We start from the raw sequence: 17,092 nt of genomic DNA, 5'->3' as shown, positions 1-17,092 counted from the left end.
GTCGTCTCATTCTCCGGATCCGTCCCCGTTGGCTTGGTCCAGGATGCCGGGAAGGGCCTGAAGAAGCGCCTCCACTTCATCGTCCCCGAGGTTCAGCGGCGGCATGAGCCGTACGACATCGGGGGCGGGCGCGTTCACCAGGAAACCGGCGTCCTGAGCCACCTGCTGCACCTTGGCGGCGTGCGGCTCGGTGAGCACGATACCCAGGAGCAGTCCCGCGCCCCGGACATAACCGATCAACGGGTGGCCAAGCGCCTCGATCCCGTCCCGCAACTTCTCGCTCTGCCGCTTGACGTTCTCCAGCAACCCTTCGTTCGCGATGGTGTCCAGCACGGCAAGACCCGCGGCACACGCGACCGGGTTCCCGCCGAAGGTCGTCCCGTGCTGGCCGGGCTGCAGCAGCTCCGCGGCCCGCCCGAAGGCGACCGTCGCGCCCAGCGGCAGCCCGCCGCCGAGCTGCTTGGCCAGGGTGACCACGTCGGGCAGCACACCCTCGTGGGCCTGGTACGCGAACCAGTGCCCCGACCGCCCGACGCCGGTCTGGACCTCGTCCAGCACCAGCAGCGAGCCGGTCGCGGCCGTGATGGCCCGGGCCGCCCTGAGGTAGCCGGCGGGCGGCACGACGACCCCGTTCTCGCCCTGGACCGGCTCGATGATCACAAGCGCGGTCTCCTCGGTGACCGCGGCGGCCAATGCCTGCGCGTCCCCGTACGGCACGTGCGTGACATCGCCGGGCAGCGGCAGGAAGGGCTCCTGCTTGGCGGGCTGGCCGGTGAGCGCGAGGGCGCCCATGGTCCGGCCGTGGAAGCCGCCGTCGGTGGCGACCATGTGGGTCCGCCCGGTCAGCCGGCCGATCTTGAACGCGGCCTCGTTGGCCTCGGCGCCGGAGTTGCAGAAGAAGACCTTGCCGTCCCGGCCGAAGAGCTGGAGCAGCCGCTCGGCGAGGGCGACGGTCGGCTCGGCCATGAAGAGGTTGGAGATGTGGCCGAGGGAGGCGACCTGCTTGCTCACCGCCTCCGCGATCGCGGGGTGGGCGTGGCCGAGCGCGTTGGTGGCGATGCCGCCGACGAAGTCGAGGTACTGCCGGCCCTCGGTGTCCCAGACCTTGAGGCCCGCACCGCGGACGAGGGGCAGCCGCGGGGTGCCGTAGTTGTTCATGAGCGAGCCCTGCCAGCGCTGGGTGAGCTCCTGATTGCCGGTCATTCGGCATCCCCCTCTTCGGCGTCCGGCACGACCATCGTGCCGATGCCCTCGTCGGTGAAGATCTCCAGCAGGATCGAGTGCTGGACCCGGCCGTCGATGACGCGGGCGGTGGTCACGCCGCCCCGGACCGCGTGCAGGCAGCCCTCCATCTTCGGCACCATGCCGGAGGACAACTCCGGCAGCAGCTTCTCCAGTTGGGAAGCGGTGAGGCGGCTGATCACCTCGTCGGAGTGGGGCCAGTCCTCGTAGAGGCCCTCGACGTCGGTGAGGACCATGAGGGTTTCGGCGCCCAGCGCAGCAGCGAGTGCCGCAGCCGCCGTATCAGCATTGACGTTGTAGACATGTCCGTCGTCCTGGCTTCGGGCGATCGACGAGACGACCGGGATCCGGCCGTCGGCCAGCAGGGCCTCGATCGCGCCCGTATCGATGTCGGTGATCTCGCCGACCCGTCCGATGTCGACGAGCTCGCCGTCGATCTCGGGCTGGTGCCGGGTGGCGGTGATGGTGTGCGCGTCCTCGCCGGTCAGGCCGACGGCCAGCGGGCCGTGCTGGTTGAGCAGCCCGACCAGTTCCCGCTGGACCTGTCCGGCCAGCACCATCCGTACGACGTCCATGGCGTCCTCGGTGGTCACCCGGAGCCCCGCCTTGAACTCGCTGACGATGCCGTGCTTGTCGAGGGCGGCGCTGATCTGCGGGCCGCCGCCGTGCACGACGACCGGCTTGAGGCCGGCGTGGTGCAGGAAGACGACGTCCTGGGCGAAGGCGGCCTTCAGGTCCTCGTCGACCATGGCGTTGCCGCCGAACTTGATGACGACGGTCTTGCCGTTGTGCCGGACCAGCCAGGGCAGCGCCTCGATGAGGATCTGGGCCTTGGGGAGCGCGGTGTGCTTGCGCGCGGGTGGATTGCTCATGAGGAGTAGGCGCTGTTCTCGTGGACGTAGTCGGCGGTGAGGTCGTTGGTCCAGATGGTGGCGGTCTCGGACCCGGCGGCGAGGTCGGCGACGATGTGCACCTCGCGGTAGCGCATGTCGACCTTCTCGCGGTCCTCGCCGACGCCGCCGTTCTTGCACACCCAGACGCCGTTGATGGCGACGTTCAGCTGGTCGGGCTCGAAGGCCGCGGCCGTCGTGCCGATCGCGGACAGGACGCGGCCCCAGTTGGGGTCCTCGCCGTGGAGGGCGCACTTGAGCAGGTTGTTGCGGGCGATGGAGCGGCCCACCTCGACGGCGTCGTCCTCGGTCGCGGCGTTGACGACCTCGACCTTGATGTCCTTGCTGGCGCCCTCGGCGTCCCGGATCAGCTGCTGACCGAGGTCGTCACAGACGGTCCGTACGGCCTCGGCGAACTCCTCGTACTCCGGGGTGACGTCGGCCGCCCCGGAGGCGAGCAGCAGCACCGTGTCGTTGGTGGACATGCAGCCGTCGGAGTCGACACGGTCGAAGGTCGTGCGCGTCGCCGCCCGGAGCGCCCTGTCCAGTACGTCGCTGTCGAGGACGGCGTCGGTGGTCAGGACGACGAGCATGGTGGCCAGGCCCGGGGCGAGCATGCCGGCGCCCTTGGCCATCCCGCCGACGGTCCAGCCGTCCTTGGTCACGACGGACGTCTTGTGGACGGTGTCGGTGGTCTTGATGGCGATGGCCGCCTTCTCGCCGCCGTGCTCGGAGAGCTGGTCGGCGGCGGTCTCGACGCCGGGGAGCAGCTTGTCCATGGGCAGCAGGACGCCGATCAGACCCGTCGAGCAGACGGCGACCTCGATGGCGCCCCGGCCGAGCACCTCGGCGACCTTCTCGGCGGTGGCGTGGGTGTCCTGGAAGCCCTTGGGGCCCGTACAGGCGTTGGCGCCACCGGAGTTGAGGACGACGGCGGACACCGCGCCGCTCTTCAGTACCTGCTCGGACCACAGCACCGGCGCTGCCTTCACACGGTTGGAGGTGAAGACACCGGCGGCGGCACGGCGGGGCCCGGTGTTGACCACGAGGGCCAGGTCCGGGTTGCCGTTCTCCTTGATCCCGGCGGCGATGCCCGCCGCCGTGAATCCCTTTGCGGCCGTGACGCTCACGGTGCGACTCCGATCGTGGAAAGCCCGGTGTTCTCGTGAAACCCGAGGGCGATGTTCATGCTCTGGACGGCACCACCGGCCGTGCCCTTGGTCAGGTTGTCGATGGCGCTGATCGCGATGATGCGGTTCGCGGCGGCGTCGAATGCGACCTGCACCTGAACGGCGTTCGAACCGTAGACGGACGCCGTGGCGGGCCACTGCCCCTCGGGGAGGAGGTGGACGAAGGGCTCGTCGGCGAGGGCCTTGTCGTAGGCGGCGCGGACGGACTCGCCGGTCACCCCGTCCGTCGCCTTCGCCGTGCACGTGGCGAGGATGCCGCGGGGCATCGGGGCGAGGGTCGGTGTGAAGGAGACGGAGACCCGCTCCCCCGCCGCCGCGCTGAGGTTCTGGATCATCTCGGGCGTGTGCCGGTGCCCGCCGCCAACGCCGTACGGCGACATGGAGCCCATGACCTCGCTGCCCAGCAGGTGGGGCTTGGGCGCCTTGCCCGCGCCGGACGTGCCGGAGGCGGCGACGATCACGGCCTCGGGCTCGGCGAGGCCGGCGGCGTAGGCCGGGAAGAGGGCGAGCGAGGCGGCGGTCGGGTAGCAGCCGGGTACCGCGATGCGCTTGGCCCCCTCCAGCGCGGCGCGGCCGCCCGGCAGCTCGGGGAGGCCGTACGGCCAGGTGCCGGCGTGCGGGGAGCCGTAGAACGACTCCCAGTCGCCCGCGTCCTTCAGCCGGAAGTCGGCGCCCATGTCGACGACCAGCACATCCGGGCCGAGCTGCTCGGCGACGGCGGCGGACTGGCCGTGCGGCAGCGCCAGGAAGACGACGTCATGCCCGGCGAGGACCTCGGGGGTGGTCTCCTGGAGGACGCGGTCGGCGAGGGGCAGCAGGTGCGGTTGCAGCGCACCGAGCCGCTGACCCGCGTTCGAGTGCCCGGTCAGGGTCCCTATCTCGACCTCGGGGTGCGCCAGGAGCAGACGCAGCAGTTCCCCGCCCGCGTACCCACTCGCTCCGGCCACTGCCGCACGTACCGCCATGGACTCCTCCTCCTAGATGGCATGACTATACGTTTTGCCGCAGGTTTATGCAATCACCCTTCACCGCGCCCCGCCCCCGGAGCACGCCGGGAAAACCGGCTTTGTCCAGGACATGCCCATGAGCTAGTGTCCCCCGGCGAACATCAGGGGATCACGGCAGGTGGGGGCACATGGCCGAAAAGATCGGCACGCCGGAGAACGGACACAACGCGTGGGGGCAGGCCGTCGCGGCCGTGGCGCTGTTCGCGGCGATCGCCGCCGGTCTGTGGGTGTCCGAGGCGACATCCGGGAACAGTGGCCCCCCGGCTGCCACGTGCTCCGACGAGGAACCCGGCAAGTCGACCGGGCGGGTGACGGGGAAGCAGCTGTGCGAGGCACTGCTGCGTCCCGATCTCGCCGAGTTGCTGGGCACACCGACCGAGACCGCGAAGACCGCCTTCGGCAACGACGGCGCCGCCGGACTCGAAGGCGGCAAGGACATCCCGATGCCCACCGCGGAGGTCGAGTTCGACACCTACACCGTGACGCTGTCGGCCACCTACGACGACCTCCCCGTGACCGCTTCCTATGACGTACTGGGATGGGACGAGACGCAGCGCACGGTGCTGGGCCGTCCGGCGGTCCTGTACTCGAACCGCACCATCAGGATCAACTTCCGCCTCGACGGAGGCGACGCCGAGAGCGGCACCGGCGTCCCGCTGCGTTCCGTCATGGTGGCCCAGGACGCGAAGGACAGCGGCGGCTCCTACGACGTGACCCTGTGGCGTTCGGACGGCATGGTGCCGGACGACGCCGTGCTGCTGCGGGTCGCCGAGCAGGTACTGCCGACGGTCCCGGGATGGACCGCCGGCAGCTGACGCACTCGGTCACCTCTGCTTGATCCTCAGGAACGTCACGGAGTTCGCCGGGAAGGTGTACGTGAACTCGTCGGCGACCCCCGCGAACGTGGACGTCACGGGCGTGACCGGGGCGTCCGTCTCGGTGTTCACCGCGTCCTGGTCGGCGGCCAGGGTGGTGACCCGGGCCTGGGCGGCGACCTCGGCGCCGCCCAGGTCGATCGCCGTGCGAGCGGGGGCCGACCGGGCGTTGACGACCTTGACGATCAGGTCGCCGGTGCGGGCGTCCTTGGTGACGACCTGGCGGAACGGCTCGGCCGGCTTGTCGTCGGTGAAGCTGCCCCACTCCTTGCCGTCGAGATGGAGGGTGACCTGGCGGCCGCGCACCTTGATGTCGATGTCGTAGGCACGGCCCGTCTCGATCGACCCGGCCTTCGTCATCAGCGTGCCCTTGCCGCCGTCCACGGCCTGCTCGATCGCGGACTGGGTGTTGTTCCAGCCGCCCAGGTTCCACCAGTAGTAGTTGCCGGTGTCCTTGACGCCGAAGGCGACGAGGAAGCCCTCCTTGCCGGACTTCTTGGTGGCCTTCACATGCAGGTCGTAGTCGTGCCAGGCCGGGTCGCCGGCCGACACCATGGTGTTCTCGGCGGCCACGTCGGTCTGCACGTACTGACCGTCCTGGACACTCCAGCTGCCGGCGCCCGAGTGCGTCCACTTCGAGGCGTCGCCGGAGAAGTCGTCGCTCAGCAGCGTCGAGCCGTCCGCCGCCGTGACCTTCACGTCGTCGTACGCGGCACTGGTCGCCCACGTCGACAGGCCGACGGCACCGGCGATCGGGCCGCTGACGTCCGGCGTGGTGGTCGCCCTCGAGGGGACGACCCGGTCGCCGACGTTGGTCATGAACAGCTTCTGGACCTCGTAGTTCGTCGAGTTCCAGGAGGCGCGGTTGTTGAACCAGACCAGGTCCGGCCGCCACTGGACGTAGTCCTCGTTGGCGAGCAGCGGGGCGTACGAGGCGAGCTTGACGACGTCCGCGTTGCGCTCCAGGCCGGTCATGAACGCGGCTTCGGAGAGGCTGTTCTTCCAGGCGTTGCCCTGGGAGGCGTACTCACCGAGGAAGACCTTCGGGCCGCTGCGGTCGTAGGAGTCGTAGCGGTCGTTGTTCTGCAGGAACCAGTTGGGGCTGTTGTAGTAGTGCTCGTCGACCATCCCGACGTTCGCCTCGCGGTTCAGCTTCCAGGCGGTGTCGAAGGTCGTGCCGCTGTCGTCCGGGCCGGAGTTGGAGACGACGGTGATGTCCGGGTACTCGGCCTCGATCGCGGCACGGAACTGCTGGAACCGCGCGAAGAACTCGTTCGGAAGGTTCTCCTCGTTGCCGACCTCGATGTGCGTGAGGCGGAACGGCTTGGGGTGGCCCATCTCGGCGCGCACCTTGCCCCACTTCGAGGTCGCCGGGCCCTTGGCGAACTCGATGAGGTCGAGGGCGTCCTGGATGTGCCGCTTCAGCAGCGCCTCGTCGTCGACGGCCTTGTTCTGGCCGCAGCCGGTCACGAGGGCCGGGACGACGGGCAGCGGCATGGCGCCGATGTCCTCGGAGAAGCGGAAGTACTCGTAGTAGCCGAGGCCGTAACTCTGGTTGTAGCCCCAGAAGTTGGCGTTGGTCGCACGCTGCTCGACCGGGCCGACGGTGTCCTTCCACTGGTAGGAGCGCTTGCGCTGCCAGCCGGAGGCCTCGCTGTAGTCCTCCATGGAGCCGGTGTTGACCAGACAGCCGCCGGGGAAGCGCACGAATCCCGGGTGCAGCGCGGCGATCTTCTCCGCGAGGTCCTTGCGCAGGCCGTTCGCCTGGTTCCTGTAGGTGTCGCGCGGGAACAGCGACACCATGTCGAGGGCCGCAGAGTCCGCGGCGGCGACGGCGAGACGGCCGCGGTTGCTGGTGCGGGTCGCGGTGAACGTGGCCCGGTACTGCGCCCAGCCGCCCTTCACCGCCACCTGGCGGGCGGTCGCCAGCGCGCCGACGGCGTCCTCGAGGCCCACACTCACGGTGCTGCCGCTCTCGGCGCGCGCCCACACCGAGAAGTCGTACCTCTTGCCCTGCTCGACCCGGATGCCGGTGTTGTAGCCGGTGTTCGTGACGGACGAACCGGCGCCCAGGGACAGGTAGTTGCGGTTGCGCTCGCTGAGCCGGCCGGAGTCGTTCACGACCTCGGCGGTGCCGGCGACCGTCCAGGAGGTGAGCGGGGTGTAGGAGCCGTTGTCGGCGGTGGAGTACTCGAAGGACCGGTTCTGCACGAGCTCGGCGTACAGACCGCCGTCCGCGGCCCGGTTGATGTCCTCGAAGAAGACGCCGTACATCGTGTCGTCGATCTTCGCGCCCTGGGCGGTCGGGTCGACGGTGATGGCGTAGTCGGTGACGTCCTCGGCGTGGGCAGGCGCCGGGACCAGGGCGGCTGCCGCCAGGAAGGCGGTGGCAGCGACGCCGAATCTCCAGCGGCTCGGGGTGCGTGGCATGGATACTCCGCGGCTCGATGTTCGAAATATCAGACGCTGATCAACACTTCGAACGGCAAGATAGGGAGGGGGATCCGGGGCGTCAACGGGTCGCGCGGTATCGAAAGTGTCGGAAGTGAGGGCGGGATGGGCGAGTTCTGGCCGGTTCCGGATGTGCTGGCGTATCTCGCCGGGAGCTGGCGAGTCGTCCGTTCCGTACGGGATCTGGCGAACGGGGACGAGGGGGCGTTCTCCGGTACGACGGTTTTCGGCCCGCTGGAGGGTGGCGGGCTCCTGCATCACGAGTCCGGCACCTTCGCCTGGCAGGGCGTCCCGAGGACCGCCGAGCGGACGCTGCGCTTTCTGCCGGGCACCGCACGGGGCACGGCGGACGTGCGGTTCGCCGACGGCCGCCCCTTCCACGACCTCGATCTGACGTCCGGGCGGCACATCGCGGACCACCCCTGCTCGGCCGACCTCTACCGGGGCGAGTTCACCGTCCTCGCCGAGGACCGCTGGCGGTCGGTGTGGCGGGTGCGCGGCCCCGCCAAGGACCTGGTCCTCACCACCGACTACACCCGCGAGGACTGAACCGGCGCTCCCTCGAGGCGGAGGTACCAACGCCCGGCCCGGCCGGTGACGGTGGTCGTCGACAGGGGACGTACGTCGATGTTCCAGTACGTCGACGGCGGCGCCTTCAGCGCGTACACCAGAGCGGCACGGATCACGGACGGCTCGGCCACGGCGACGATACGACCGCCATCCTCCACGGGCCGGGTGTCGAGCCAGTGGCCGACCCGGGCGATGAACGCGAGCAGCGACTCGCCGCCGTGCGGTGTGCCCCGCGGGTCCGCCAGCCAGGCATCCACCGCGTCCGGCTCGCGGGCCATCGCCTCGCCCAGCGTGAGCCCACGCCAGCGGCCCATGTCGCAGTCGCGCAGGGCGAGTTGCACCAGCGGTGCGTAGCCCAGGGCGTCGCCGGTGACGCGGCTGCGCGGGGTCGGCGAGCAGTAGCGCAGCTCGGCCGCCGCCAGTGGCAGCAGGTCGCGCGCGGCGAGCTGCACCTCGTCCCAGCCGGCCTGGTCCAGCGGCCGGTCGTCCTGGAAGCGCTCGGCGAGCAGCGGGGAGCTGCGCGCGGCGGCGACGAACGTGACCCGAAGCGACATGCGGCGATGGTGTGTCGCGAAAGTGCGCAGGTCAAGAGAGGTTGGGCAGCAGTCACCGAGGGTTGGCAAGGCTTTACTGCGAGGTCAGGATCAGACGGACATGTCCCCGGAAAGCGATCAGTTGGAAAGTTCAAGCACGACGCCCTGACCCCGGGAGGACGCACGCCCGAAGCCAGAAGTAGAGCGCCAAGCTAGAAGTAGAGCGCCATCCACTGGTCCGGCTTCTCCAGCGGCGCGAACCCGTGCTTCTCGTAGACCCCGTGCGCGTCGTGCGTGGCGAGCAGCATCCGCTTCACCCCGTACGACCGCACCTGCTCGCGTACGGCCCCGACGAGCGCCGTCCCGACCCCCTTGCCGCGCACCGAACGGTCGACGTACACGTCGCAGAGCCACGCGAAGGTCGCCCGGTCGGTGACGACCCGGGCATACGCCACCTGCTCCCCCGAAACCGTTGCATAGACCCCGAAGTTCAGCGAACCCTCGATCGCCCGGTCCAGCTTCTCCCGCTCCCTCCCCATCGCCCAGTAGGCGTCGGTGGACAGCCACCGGTGCACGCGCTCGGCGTCTATGCGGTCGGCGTCGATGGAGATCTCGTAGCCCTCGGCGAGGGGCGGGGTGTCGGTCATGCGGCGAGATTCGCAGGCCGGGACGCCGGCGTCGAGCGGTTTTCCCCGGTGGGCGGGGCGTTGCCCAGGGACGGCTGCGACCGGTTCGTGTGCGGCCTCGCACCGCCGCCCCGCCACTAGAACACCTCGTCCCAAGCCATACGGAGCCGCCGCACCCCCTCCGTGATCTCCCCCGCTCCCGCCACCGCCGCGAAGCTCAACCGCAGGTGCCCGGCCGAAGGCTCCGCGCTGAAGTACGGGCGGCCCGGGGTGATCGCGACGCCCGAGCGCAGGGCGGCGGAGGTCAGGGCGGACTCTCCCCCGGAGCCGAAAGCCTGGGAGGAGCCCCCCGTGCCGTCGGGCAGACGGAGCCAGAGGTGGTAGCCGCCGGACGGGATGTGCGGGAGGGCGAGTTCGGGGAGGTCGAGGCGCAGGGCGGCCGTCATCGTGTCGCGGCGGGTCTTCAACTCGGCGGAGATCGCCCGCAGATGGCGCGGCCAGGCGGGCGAGCCGACCAGTTCCAGTGCCGCCTCCTGCAACGGTCGCGGTACGAAGAAGGTGTCCACGACCTGGATGGCGCGCAGCCGCTCCAGCACCGGGCCGCGGGCGGCGAGCGCGCTCACCCGGAAGCTGGGCGAGGTGGCCTTGGTCAGCGAGCAGACGTGGACGACGACGCCGTCGGGGTCCTCGGCGGCCAGCGGACGCGGCAGCGGCCCCGCGTCCTCGTGCACGAGCCGTCGCACGAAGTCGTCCTCCACGACGAAGGCACCGGCCTCGCGTGCGACGCGGAGCACCTCGCCGCGCCGGTCGGGGGCGAGCAGCGCGCCGGTCGGGTTCTGGAACAGCGGCTGGCAGACGAAGACGCGGGCGCCGGTCGCCCGGAAGGCGTCGGCGAGCAGGGAGGGCCGTACGCCGTCGGCGTCGACCGGGACGGGAACCGGGCGCAGTCCGGCCGCGCGGGCGATCGCCAGCATGCCCGGGTAGGTGGGCGACTCCACCAGCACCGGTGCACCCGGCGGCGCGAGCGCCCGGAGCGCGGTCGTCAGGGCCGACTGGCCGCCGGAGGTGATCAGCACCTCGGCGGCGGTGACGGCGCCGCCCGGCCCGCCGATGCTGCGCGCGAACCACTCCCGCAGCTCCGGCAGCCCCTCCATGGGCGGCCTCCCCCACGCCCCGGGCCGTCGGCCCGCCCGGGACAGCGCGGCGGCCATGGCCCGCTCCGGCTGCAACGACTGGTGCAGATAGCCGCCGTTGAACTCGATCACACCGGGCGGCGGCGCGGTGAGCGAGGCCAGTACCCCGGAGGCGTCCACCGAGCGCGGTACGAGTTCCGCGGCGGCGTCCGCGCTGAGCGTCACCTCCTGCCAGGAGGTGTCCCCCGCCGCGGCGGTCGGGGCGTGCGCCTCGGCACGGAAGGCTCCGGCGCCGGGCCGGGTCACCACGAGCCCCTCGGCGGCCAGCTGCGCGAGGGCCCGGGAGACGGTCACCGGGCTCACCCGATAGCGCTCGACGAGAGCCCGGCTCGACGGCAGCTTTCCACCTGGAGAGTAGCGGTTCAGTTCCCGCCGCAGCTGATCCGCCAGTTCACCGACACTGCTACGCTCTTGCATGAGGATCAAGAATAGCGCTACCGCCCCGAGCTCGATAGCAGTGACCGGTGGCAAGGCCATGCCGGTCGCCCCGGCCGCGACGGCCGTCGGAGGCACCCTCCAGGCCGCCCTGGGGGTCGCGGCCTTCTCCCTCACCTTCCCCGCCACCGCCTGGGGCCTGGAGAGCTTCGGCCCCTGGTCGCTGGTCGCCGTGCGCAGCTTGCTGGCCGCGCTGATCGCGGGGGTCTGTCTGCTGGCGCTGCGCGTGCCGCTGCCCGCCCGCCGGCACTGGGCGGGACTGGCGGTGGTCGCCGCCGGAGTGGTCCTCGGCTTCCCCCTGCTCACCACGCTGGCCCTGCAGACCTCCACCACCGCGCACGCCGCCGTCGTGGTCGGTCTGCTCCCGCTGACCACGGCCCTGTTCTCCGCCCTGCGCGTCGGCACCCGTCCCTCGCGCACCTTCTGGACGGCGGCGCTGGCGGGCGCGGCCGCGGTGGTCGCCTTCACCGTGCAGCAGAGCGGAGGCGCCCTGACCACGGCCGACCTGTACCTCTTCGCGGCGCTGCTGGTGTGCGCGGCCGGCTACACCGAGGGCGGCCGGCTGGCCCGGGTCATGCCGGGCTGGCAGGTGATCGGCTGGGCGCTGGTGCTGTGCCTGCCGCTGACGGTCCCGGTCGCCACGGTCGCGCTGTCGTACGAACCCGTGCACCTGAGCTGGCACGGCGTGACCGGGCTGCTGTGGGTCGCGGCGGGCTCGCAGTTCCTGGGCATGGTCGTCTGGTACCGCGGCATGGCGGCCGTCGGCATCCCGAAGGCCAGCCAGTTGCAGTTGGCCCAGCCCCTGCTCACACTGGTGTGGTCGGTGCTGCTGCTGGGCGAGCACCTGACAGTGGCCGCCCCGCTGACGGCCGCGGCGGTGCTGGTCTGCATCGCCGTGACCCAGCGGGCGCGTGGCTGAGCGGGCCGTACGACCCACCTCCAACCACCGCTCCACGCCGTAGACTCAAGGCCACGGACCGCTGCTCCCGCACCTGGTGAGGAGGCCCAACAGATGCGTGCAACCGTGGGCGACCAGCTTGTCCAGCACGGCAGGGTGGTCGGGCAACACGACAAGGTCGGCGAGATCGTCGAGATCCTGGGCCACGAGGGCAATCCCCCGTACCGCGTCCGTTTCGAGGACGGGCACGAGGGTCTGTGCTCCCCCGGCCCCGACACCGAGATCCGTCACAGGAACACGATGAAGTAGCCCGGCGATCAGATCAGCGCGGGGAAATCGCCGGCTGCCCGTAGTGGTCGGCGACGACCCTTTCCATGGCCCCGATCCGGTCCGCCGCCACCTCCTTCGCGGCGAAGTACACATGCCCGGCCACCTCCGCGTGCCCCTTGGCCAGCGTCAGATGCCGGGACAGCTCGGCCGGGTCCTGCCAGGCCGCGGGCTGCGCCGGATCACCGGCCTTGTAGAGCGCCTCTCCCACGTACAGCTTCGTCCGGCTGCCCCGCGCCACCTCGGCCCACCAGGGCACGAGCTTGGCGTAGTCGGCGGCCACGAAGCCGATGTTCCAGTACAGCTGCGGGCAGATGTAGTCGATCCAGCCCTCCCGGACCCACTTGCGGGTGTCCGCGTACAGGTCGTCGTACGTCTCCACACCGCCCCGGGTGTCGGAGCCGAGCGGGTCGGTGACGGCGTTGCGCCACACACCGAACGGGCTGATGCCGAACTGGGTGGTGGGCCGGATCCGCCTGATGGCGTCCGCCATCTCCAGGACCAGCTTGTCGATGTTGTCCCGCCGCCAGTCGGCCCGGACCGTGAAGCCGCCGCCGTAGCGGTCGTAGGCCTCGTCGTCGTCGAAGCTCTGGCCGGCCACCGGATAGGGGTAGAAGTAGTCGTCGAAGTGGACCCCGTCGATGGGGTACCTCTCCACCGCGTCGAGCATGGCCCGCTGCACGAAGTCACGGACGTCGGGCAGGCCCGGGTTGTAGTAGAGCTTGCCGCCGTACGTCACCACCCAGTCCTCGTGCGCGCGGGCGGGGTGCGACTCGGCCAGCCTGCCGAGGTCCGTGTGGTTGGCGATGCGATACGGGTTGAACCAGGCGTGCAGCTGAAGACCGCGGGCGTGCGCCTCCTCGACGGCCGTGCCCAGCGGATCCCAGCCGGGGTCCTCGCCCTGGGTGCCGGCGAGGACCTGCGACCAGGGCTCGTACGGCGACGGCCACAGGGCGTCGGCCGTGGGCCGCACCTGGAGGATCACCGTGTTCAGCCGGCGCTCCACCGCGGTGTCCAGGTGGGTGATCAGCTCGGCGCGCTGCCTGTCGGCGCTCAGACCCTGCTTGGAGGGCCAGTCCCGGTTCGCCACGGTCGCCACCCACACGCCGCGCATCTCCCGAGTCGCCTGTCGCCGGGACCGGTCCTTTCCGCCCGCCGTGGCGGACCCTGCCGCCATCGCGCTTCCTGACGCCACGAGTGCCGCCAGGGCGGTCACCGAGAAAGCCCGTCGTGACATCCGTGACTTCCGGTGCAGCATCTCTTCGTACCTCCGTGTGCCGTGGTCAAGGGCCCACCCCGCGACCGGTCCGCACCTGAGGACCGGCCCCGCGTCAGCCTTTCATGAGGCACCCGAACGATCGATCAAGCTGCGCCGAAGGTAACGTGCAGGTTTGGAGCAGGCGTCGAACAACGGCGGACCTGCCGCAGTCGTGGATCAGCGAAGGGGACGATGTGACCGGCATCTCCGGAGATATTGCACGCGTCGGCGTGGTGGGCTGCGGCCAGATGGGAGCGGGCATCGCCGAGGTGTGCGCCCGCGCCGGCCTGGACGTGAGGGTCGCCGAGACCACCGGCGAGGCCCTGGAGTTCGGCCGTACCCGGCTGTTCAGTTCCCTGGCCAAGGCCGCCGAGCGCGGCAAGATCACCGAGGAGGAGCGGGACGCCACGCAGGCGCGGCTGTCCTTCACCACCGACCTCGGCGAGTTCGCCGACCGTGACCTGGTGATCGAGGCCGTGGTCGAGAGCGAGCAGGTGAAGACGGAGATCTTCCAGGTGCTCGACCAGGTCGTGACCCGGCCGGACGCGATCCTGGCCTCCAACACCTCCTCGATCCCGCTGGTGAAGCTGGCGGTCGCCACCTCGCGCGCCGACCAGGTCATCGGCATCCACTTCTTCAACCCGGCCCCGGTGCAGCAGCTCGTCGAGCTGATCCCGGCGCTCACCACCTCCGAGGGCACGATCGCCCGCGCCCAGTCGTTCGCCGAGAAGCTGCTGGGCAAGCACGCCATCCGCGCCCAGGACCGGTCCGGCTTCGTCGTGAACGCGCTGCTGATCCCCTACCTCCTCTCCGCGATCCGGATGTTCGAGTCGGGCATCGCCAGCCGCGAGGACATCGACAACGGCATGGAGCTCGGCTGCGCCCACCCCATGGGCCCGCTGAAGCTGTCCGACCTCATCGGCCTGGACACGGTCGCCTCGGTGGCGGACAGCATGTACGACGAGTTCAAGGAGCCGCTGTACGCCGCTCCCCCGCTGCTGCAGCGCATGGTGGACGCCGGTCGGCTGGGCCGTAAGTCGGGCTCCGGCTTCTACACCTACGGCTGATTACGGACGGTCAGATTCCGGCCAAGCGCACGGGCCCGGCACCGAGAAGGTGCCGGGCCCGCGTCATTCACACACCGTGTGCGCTCCGGGCTCGCATATGCCCCTCGCACACTCTCCCCACGTGCCCACCAGGCGAGTTCACTTTCCCTGCGCATGCAAGGGATGTGAGATGACTACGGAAAGGAGCGGACAAGTGACCGTCGATCCCGAGCATCCCGTCGTACAAGGGGAACTCGCAGAGTTACGACGTCGCCTCGACGTCGCCTACGCCCGTGTGGAGGGCGGGCTGGCTCTGCTCACGCACCGCACCGAGGAGACCGCCAAGGAACTCGACGAGCTGAACACCCGGATCCACACACTGGAGCACGCGCGCTGGCCGCTGCCCGCGGTCGCCGCCCTCACCGCCGTGGGTGCCCTCGTCGTGACGATCTGGCAGGCGGTGGGGCACTAGCTCCAGGCCGCGGGACGTCGATCAGGGCAGGACGTCCTGGCCGAGCCTGAGATGGTGCAGCATCAGTAACGCGGCCGCCATGTTGGCGGCCGGGACCTCCCCCCGGGCGATCATGTCGGGGACGAGCTTGAGAGGAACCCATTCCCGGCGGTCCGACTCGAAGTCGTCCACGGGATGCCCGACATACTCGCCATGGTCGGCCCAATAGATGTGGTGCCGGGCGTCGGTGAGCCCGTTGGAGGGCTCCACGCTCATGAGGTGGTGCAGGGGTCCCGGCCGCCAGCCGGTCTCCTCCTCGAGCTCCCTGGCGGCCGCGCGGACGATGTCCTCGCCGTCCTCGACGACGCCTGCCGCGAGTTCCCACCCCCAGCTGTCGGTGATGAAGCGATGGCGCCACAGGAGGAGGACTTCGCCCGCCTCGTTGACCACCGTGGCCACGGCGACCGGCCGCATCCGTATCAGGAAGTGGTCCAGGTGCCGACCGTCCGGCAGTTCCACGTCTGCCAGGTTGACGGTGAACCAGCGGTTTTCATACACAGTTTGTTCGCTCTGTTTCGTCCACTGCACGGTTCTGCCACCTTCCGTCGAGTAAGTGGCAATATCGCAGCAGGGACTATGAAGTGTCGGTGCTCGGGTGCCCCGTCGTGGCCGGGCTACAGCGGTACGCGCAGTGCTCCGTCGATGAGTTCGGCCGCCTCGGCAGTGCCCGCACAACCGTTGCGCACCAGGTGTTCGCGCACCGCCCGGAGTCTGTCGCGCAGGCGCTGGGACTCCATTCCCCGGGCCTGCTCGGCCATCTGCACGGCGATGGCCACCGCCTTGTCGGCGTTGCCCTGGCGCAGCTCGATCGTGCTGAGCATGGCCAGCCGGTGCACCCGGCCCCGGTCGTGCGCGGGATTGTCGACGGCGGCCGCGGCATGCTCCCCCGCGGCCGCCAGCTCCCCGAGACTGAGCAGCGCCTCCGCCACCTGGACGTTGACCAGCCCCGGCTGGACATAGCCGGTCTCGTCGGGTTCGTATCCGCGCCGGATGCGATCTGCGGCCTGCTCGGCACGCCGTATGCAGGACAGGGCGCTCGTGCCGTCACCGAGGTGGGCGTACGCCTTCGCCTGCATCGCGTACAGGTCGGAGGCGAGCGCCGGGGTGATGTGCTTGCCGGCGGCCCGCAGGGCGGCCTCCGCGAAGGCGACGGCCTGCCGGAACTCCCGCATGAACAGCGCCTGGTTGACCAGCAGCGCGATCACATATGCGCCGAGTCCCCGGTCCCCGCTGGCCTTTGCGAGCCGCAGCGCCTGATGGAAGTACCGCTGGGCGAGCCCGTGCGCGTCGGAGTCGTAGGCGCAGATGCCCGCGATGGCCACCAACCCGCCCGTCGCCCGGTGCAGCTGACGCCCCGTCGCGTCGGTGTAGCTGCCGCGCAGCAGCGGGGCGGCCTCGGCGTTGAGGAAGCCGACGATCCGGGTGCGGGTCGCCATGCCGCCCGCCTTGCGGTACATCTGCTCGTAGTGCGTACGGGCGGAGCGCAGCATCTCCAGGTCGGCGGGGGTGACCCGGTGCCGGCCGCCGCGCGAGACGTCCACGTCCTCGGGCGGGTTCTCCCACTCCCACACGGGCATGACGGCGGGCGTGCCGGTGACCGCCGGGGCGCCCAGTATGTGGGGCCGCTGCTGCTCGTCGGAGCGCCACAGGGCGGTGGCCCGCTCGACGAAGCCGGACAGCGAGGTGGTGTGCGTGGCGGACTGCTCGCCGGGCACGCCGAGGCCGATGTCGTCGAGCGTGACGGTACGGTGCAGCCGGGCGGCGAGCACCTCGCAGATCAGGTCGGGCACCTGGCCGCGTGGCCGCTGTCCCTTCAACCACCGCGCGACGGCGGTGTGTTCGTATCTCAGCGCAAGCCCGCGCGCCCGCCCCGCCTGGTTCACGTGTGCGGCCAGCCCCGCGTGCGAGACCCCCGCCTCGTCCAGGATCGCGTCGAGCAAAGTGTTGGGCTGCATGAATGCCCCCCGGGTGGCTCGGTGTCGTCAGAGTAGTGCGAACCGCTTCACACGGGGTGTGAACGGAGTACGCGAATCCGTAGTG

At 70.6% G+C, this 17,092-nt stretch carries 17 protein-coding genes; 6 read left to right on the top strand and 11 right to left on the bottom strand.

The genetic code is table 11. The annotated features are described in order from the left end of the window. Positions 1-6 precede the first annotated feature (6 nt). Genes ACZ7M7_RS25735 through argC form a run of 4 tightly spaced genes read right to left on the bottom strand, consistent with a single transcriptional unit; the run spans position 7 to position 4,287 of the window. Positions 7-1,203 carry an acetylornithine transaminase gene (locus ACZ7M7_RS25735; RefSeq protein WP_472120562.1) on the bottom strand — a complete coding sequence of 399 codons (1,197 nt, stop codon included), beginning with the start codon at positions 1,201-1,203 and terminating at the stop codon, positions 7-9. Further along, entirely contained in the window at positions 1,200-2,114 is a 915-nt protein-coding gene (gene argB / locus ACZ7M7_RS25730) for an acetylglutamate kinase (protein ID WP_369269927.1), read from the bottom strand. Before argB ends, ACZ7M7_RS25735 begins: the two co-directional genes overlap by 4 nt. Beyond that, the gene (gene argJ, locus ACZ7M7_RS25725) at positions 2,111-3,262 is read right to left on the bottom strand and encodes a bifunctional glutamate N-acetyltransferase/amino-acid acetyltransferase ArgJ (protein WP_383607756.1); all 1,152 of its coding nucleotides are present in this window, start codon (positions 3,260-3,262) and stop codon (positions 2,111-2,113) included. The genes argB and argJ overlap by 4 nt, the downstream gene beginning before the upstream one ends. Continuing rightward, positions 3,259-4,287, bottom strand: coding sequence for an N-acetyl-gamma-glutamyl-phosphate reductase (gene argC, locus ACZ7M7_RS25720; RefSeq protein WP_472120560.1), 1,029 nt, complete (start codon positions 4,285-4,287; stop codon positions 3,259-3,261). Before argC ends, argJ begins: the two co-directional genes overlap by 4 nt. Before the next feature lie 170 nt (positions 4,288-4,457). On the opposite strand from argC, the gene ACZ7M7_RS25715 reads away from it, so the two are divergent. After that, complete coding sequence (locus ACZ7M7_RS25715; RefSeq protein WP_472120558.1) at positions 4,458-5,144, top strand: DUF6215 domain-containing protein; 687 nt, start codon at positions 4,458-4,460, stop codon at positions 5,142-5,144. A 9-nt stretch (positions 5,145-5,153) separates the two neighbouring features. Here the strand turns inward: ACZ7M7_RS25715 and ACZ7M7_RS25710 are convergent, their stop codons facing one another. Continuing rightward, positions 5,154-7,634 carry an alpha-L-arabinofuranosidase C-terminal domain-containing protein gene (locus ACZ7M7_RS25710; RefSeq protein WP_472120556.1) on the bottom strand — a complete coding sequence of 827 codons (2,481 nt, stop codon included), beginning with the start codon at positions 7,632-7,634 and terminating at the stop codon, positions 5,154-5,156. 126 nt (positions 7,635-7,760) lie between these two features. Between ACZ7M7_RS25710 and ACZ7M7_RS25705 the strand changes: the two genes are divergently transcribed. Beyond that, positions 7,761-8,204, top strand: a complete 444-nt coding sequence (locus ACZ7M7_RS25705) for a DUF6314 family protein (protein WP_472120554.1) — start codon at positions 7,761-7,763, stop codon at positions 8,202-8,204. On the opposite strand, the gene ACZ7M7_RS25700 is transcribed toward ACZ7M7_RS25705, so the two are convergent. The 3 genes from ACZ7M7_RS25700 to ACZ7M7_RS25690 all read right to left on the bottom strand — a co-directional run bounded on the left by ACZ7M7_RS25700 (position 8,186) and on the right by ACZ7M7_RS25690 (position 10,994). Next, positions 8,186-8,779, bottom strand: coding sequence for a histidine phosphatase family protein (locus tag ACZ7M7_RS25700; RefSeq protein WP_472120552.1), 594 nt, complete (start codon positions 8,777-8,779; stop codon positions 8,186-8,188). The two genes, ACZ7M7_RS25705 and ACZ7M7_RS25700, sit on opposite strands and share 19 nt — an antisense overlap. 191 nt (positions 8,780-8,970) lie before the next feature. Then, entirely contained in the window at positions 8,971-9,405 is a 435-nt protein-coding gene (locus ACZ7M7_RS25695; protein WP_472120550.1) for a GNAT family N-acetyltransferase, read from the bottom strand. 116 nt (positions 9,406-9,521) lie between these two features. Next, entirely contained in the window at positions 9,522-10,994 is a 1,473-nt protein-coding gene (locus tag ACZ7M7_RS25690; RefSeq protein ID WP_472120548.1) for an aminotransferase-like domain-containing protein, read from the bottom strand. On the opposite strand from ACZ7M7_RS25690, the gene ACZ7M7_RS25685 reads away from it, so the two are divergent. Then, positions 10,993-11,931 (top strand): DMT family transporter, encoded by a 939-nt coding sequence (locus ACZ7M7_RS25685; protein ID WP_472120546.1) that lies wholly within the window; start codon positions 10,993-10,995, stop codon positions 11,929-11,931. The genes ACZ7M7_RS25690 and ACZ7M7_RS25685 overlap by 2 nt on opposite strands. 93 nt (positions 11,932-12,024) lie before the next feature. After that, positions 12,025-12,219 carry a DUF1918 domain-containing protein gene (locus ACZ7M7_RS25680; protein WP_328882804.1) on the top strand — a complete coding sequence of 65 codons (195 nt, stop codon included), beginning with the start codon at positions 12,025-12,027 and terminating at the stop codon, positions 12,217-12,219. 13 nt (positions 12,220-12,232) lie between these two features. Here ACZ7M7_RS25680 and ACZ7M7_RS25675 read toward each other — a convergent pair whose 3' ends face one another. Then, positions 12,233-13,474: a glycoside hydrolase family 10-like protein gene (locus tag ACZ7M7_RS25675; protein ID WP_472120544.1), complete on the bottom strand. Its 1,242-nt coding sequence runs from the start codon at positions 13,472-13,474 to the stop codon at positions 12,233-12,235. Positions 13,475-13,689: 215 nt separating this feature from the next. Here ACZ7M7_RS25675 and ACZ7M7_RS25670 point away from each other — a divergent pair, with 215 nt between their 5' ends. Together ACZ7M7_RS25670 and ACZ7M7_RS25665 are read left to right on the top strand one after the other, a co-directional pair. Next, entirely contained in the window at positions 13,690-14,562 is an 873-nt protein-coding gene (locus tag ACZ7M7_RS25670; RefSeq protein WP_383607738.1) for a 3-hydroxybutyryl-CoA dehydrogenase, read from the top strand. Positions 14,563-14,755: 193 nt separating this feature from the next. Then, entirely contained in the window at positions 14,756-15,013 is a 258-nt protein-coding gene (locus ACZ7M7_RS25665; protein ID WP_472120542.1) for a hypothetical protein, read from the top strand. A 21-nt stretch (positions 15,014-15,034) separates the two neighbouring features. Here ACZ7M7_RS25665 and ACZ7M7_RS25660 read toward each other — a convergent pair whose 3' ends face one another. Next, complete coding sequence (locus ACZ7M7_RS25660; RefSeq protein ID WP_472120540.1) at positions 15,035-15,580, bottom strand: NUDIX hydrolase; 546 nt, start codon at positions 15,578-15,580, stop codon at positions 15,035-15,037. A gap of 86 nt (positions 15,581-15,666) precedes the next feature. After that, entirely contained in the window at positions 15,667-17,007 is a 1,341-nt protein-coding gene (locus ACZ7M7_RS25655; protein WP_383629229.1) for a transcriptional regulator, read from the bottom strand. Between the last annotated feature and the right edge of the window lie 85 nt (positions 17,008-17,092).

The sequence above is a fragment of the Streptomyces sp. NPDC111606 genome (genome assembly GCF_055656945.1).
The sequence above is the reverse complement of the archived record's forward strand: the minus strand, read 5'-3'. Positions and strand labels throughout refer to the sequence as shown.

Bases quoted from the DNA above. Each gene is read 5' to 3' on its own strand.
- ACZ7M7_RS25735 (WP_472120562.1), bottom strand. From the start codon at position 1,203: ATGACCGGCAATCAGGAGCTCACCCAGCGCTGGCAGGGCTCGCTCATG.
- ACZ7M7_RS25655 (WP_383629229.1), bottom strand. From the start codon at position 17,007: ATGCAGCCCAACACTTTGCTCGACGCGATCCTGGACGAGGCGGGGGTC.
- ACZ7M7_RS25700 (WP_472120552.1), bottom strand. From the start codon at position 8,779: ATGTCGCTTCGGGTCACGTTCGTCGCCGCCGCGCGCAGCTCCCCGCTG.
- ACZ7M7_RS25685 (WP_472120546.1), top strand. From the start codon at position 10,993: ATGAGGATCAAGAATAGCGCTACCGCCCCGAGCTCGATAGCAGTGACC.
- ACZ7M7_RS25695 (WP_472120550.1), bottom strand. From the start codon at position 9,405: ATGACCGACACCCCGCCCCTCGCCGAGGGCTACGAGATCTCCATCGAC.
- ACZ7M7_RS25705 (WP_472120554.1), top strand. From the start codon at position 7,761: ATGGGCGAGTTCTGGCCGGTTCCGGATGTGCTGGCGTATCTCGCCGGG.
- ACZ7M7_RS25710 (WP_472120556.1), bottom strand. From the start codon at position 7,634: ATGCCACGCACCCCGAGCCGCTGGAGATTCGGCGTCGCTGCCACCGCC.
- ACZ7M7_RS25690 (WP_472120548.1), bottom strand. From the start codon at position 10,994: ATGCAAGAGCGTAGCAGTGTCGGTGAACTGGCGGATCAGCTGCGGCGG.
- ACZ7M7_RS25715 (WP_472120558.1), top strand. From the start codon at position 4,458: ATGGCCGAAAAGATCGGCACGCCGGAGAACGGACACAACGCGTGGGGG.
- ACZ7M7_RS25675 (WP_472120544.1), bottom strand. From the start codon at position 13,474: ATGTCACGACGGGCTTTCTCGGTGACCGCCCTGGCGGCACTCGTGGCG.
- argC (WP_472120560.1), bottom strand. From the start codon at position 4,287: ATGGCGGTACGTGCGGCAGTGGCCGGAGCGAGTGGGTACGCGGGCGGG.
- ACZ7M7_RS25680 (WP_328882804.1), top strand. From the start codon at position 12,025: ATGCGTGCAACCGTGGGCGACCAGCTTGTCCAGCACGGCAGGGTGGTC.
- argB (WP_369269927.1), bottom strand. From the start codon at position 2,114: ATGAGCAATCCACCCGCGCGCAAGCACACCGCGCTCCCCAAGGCCCAG.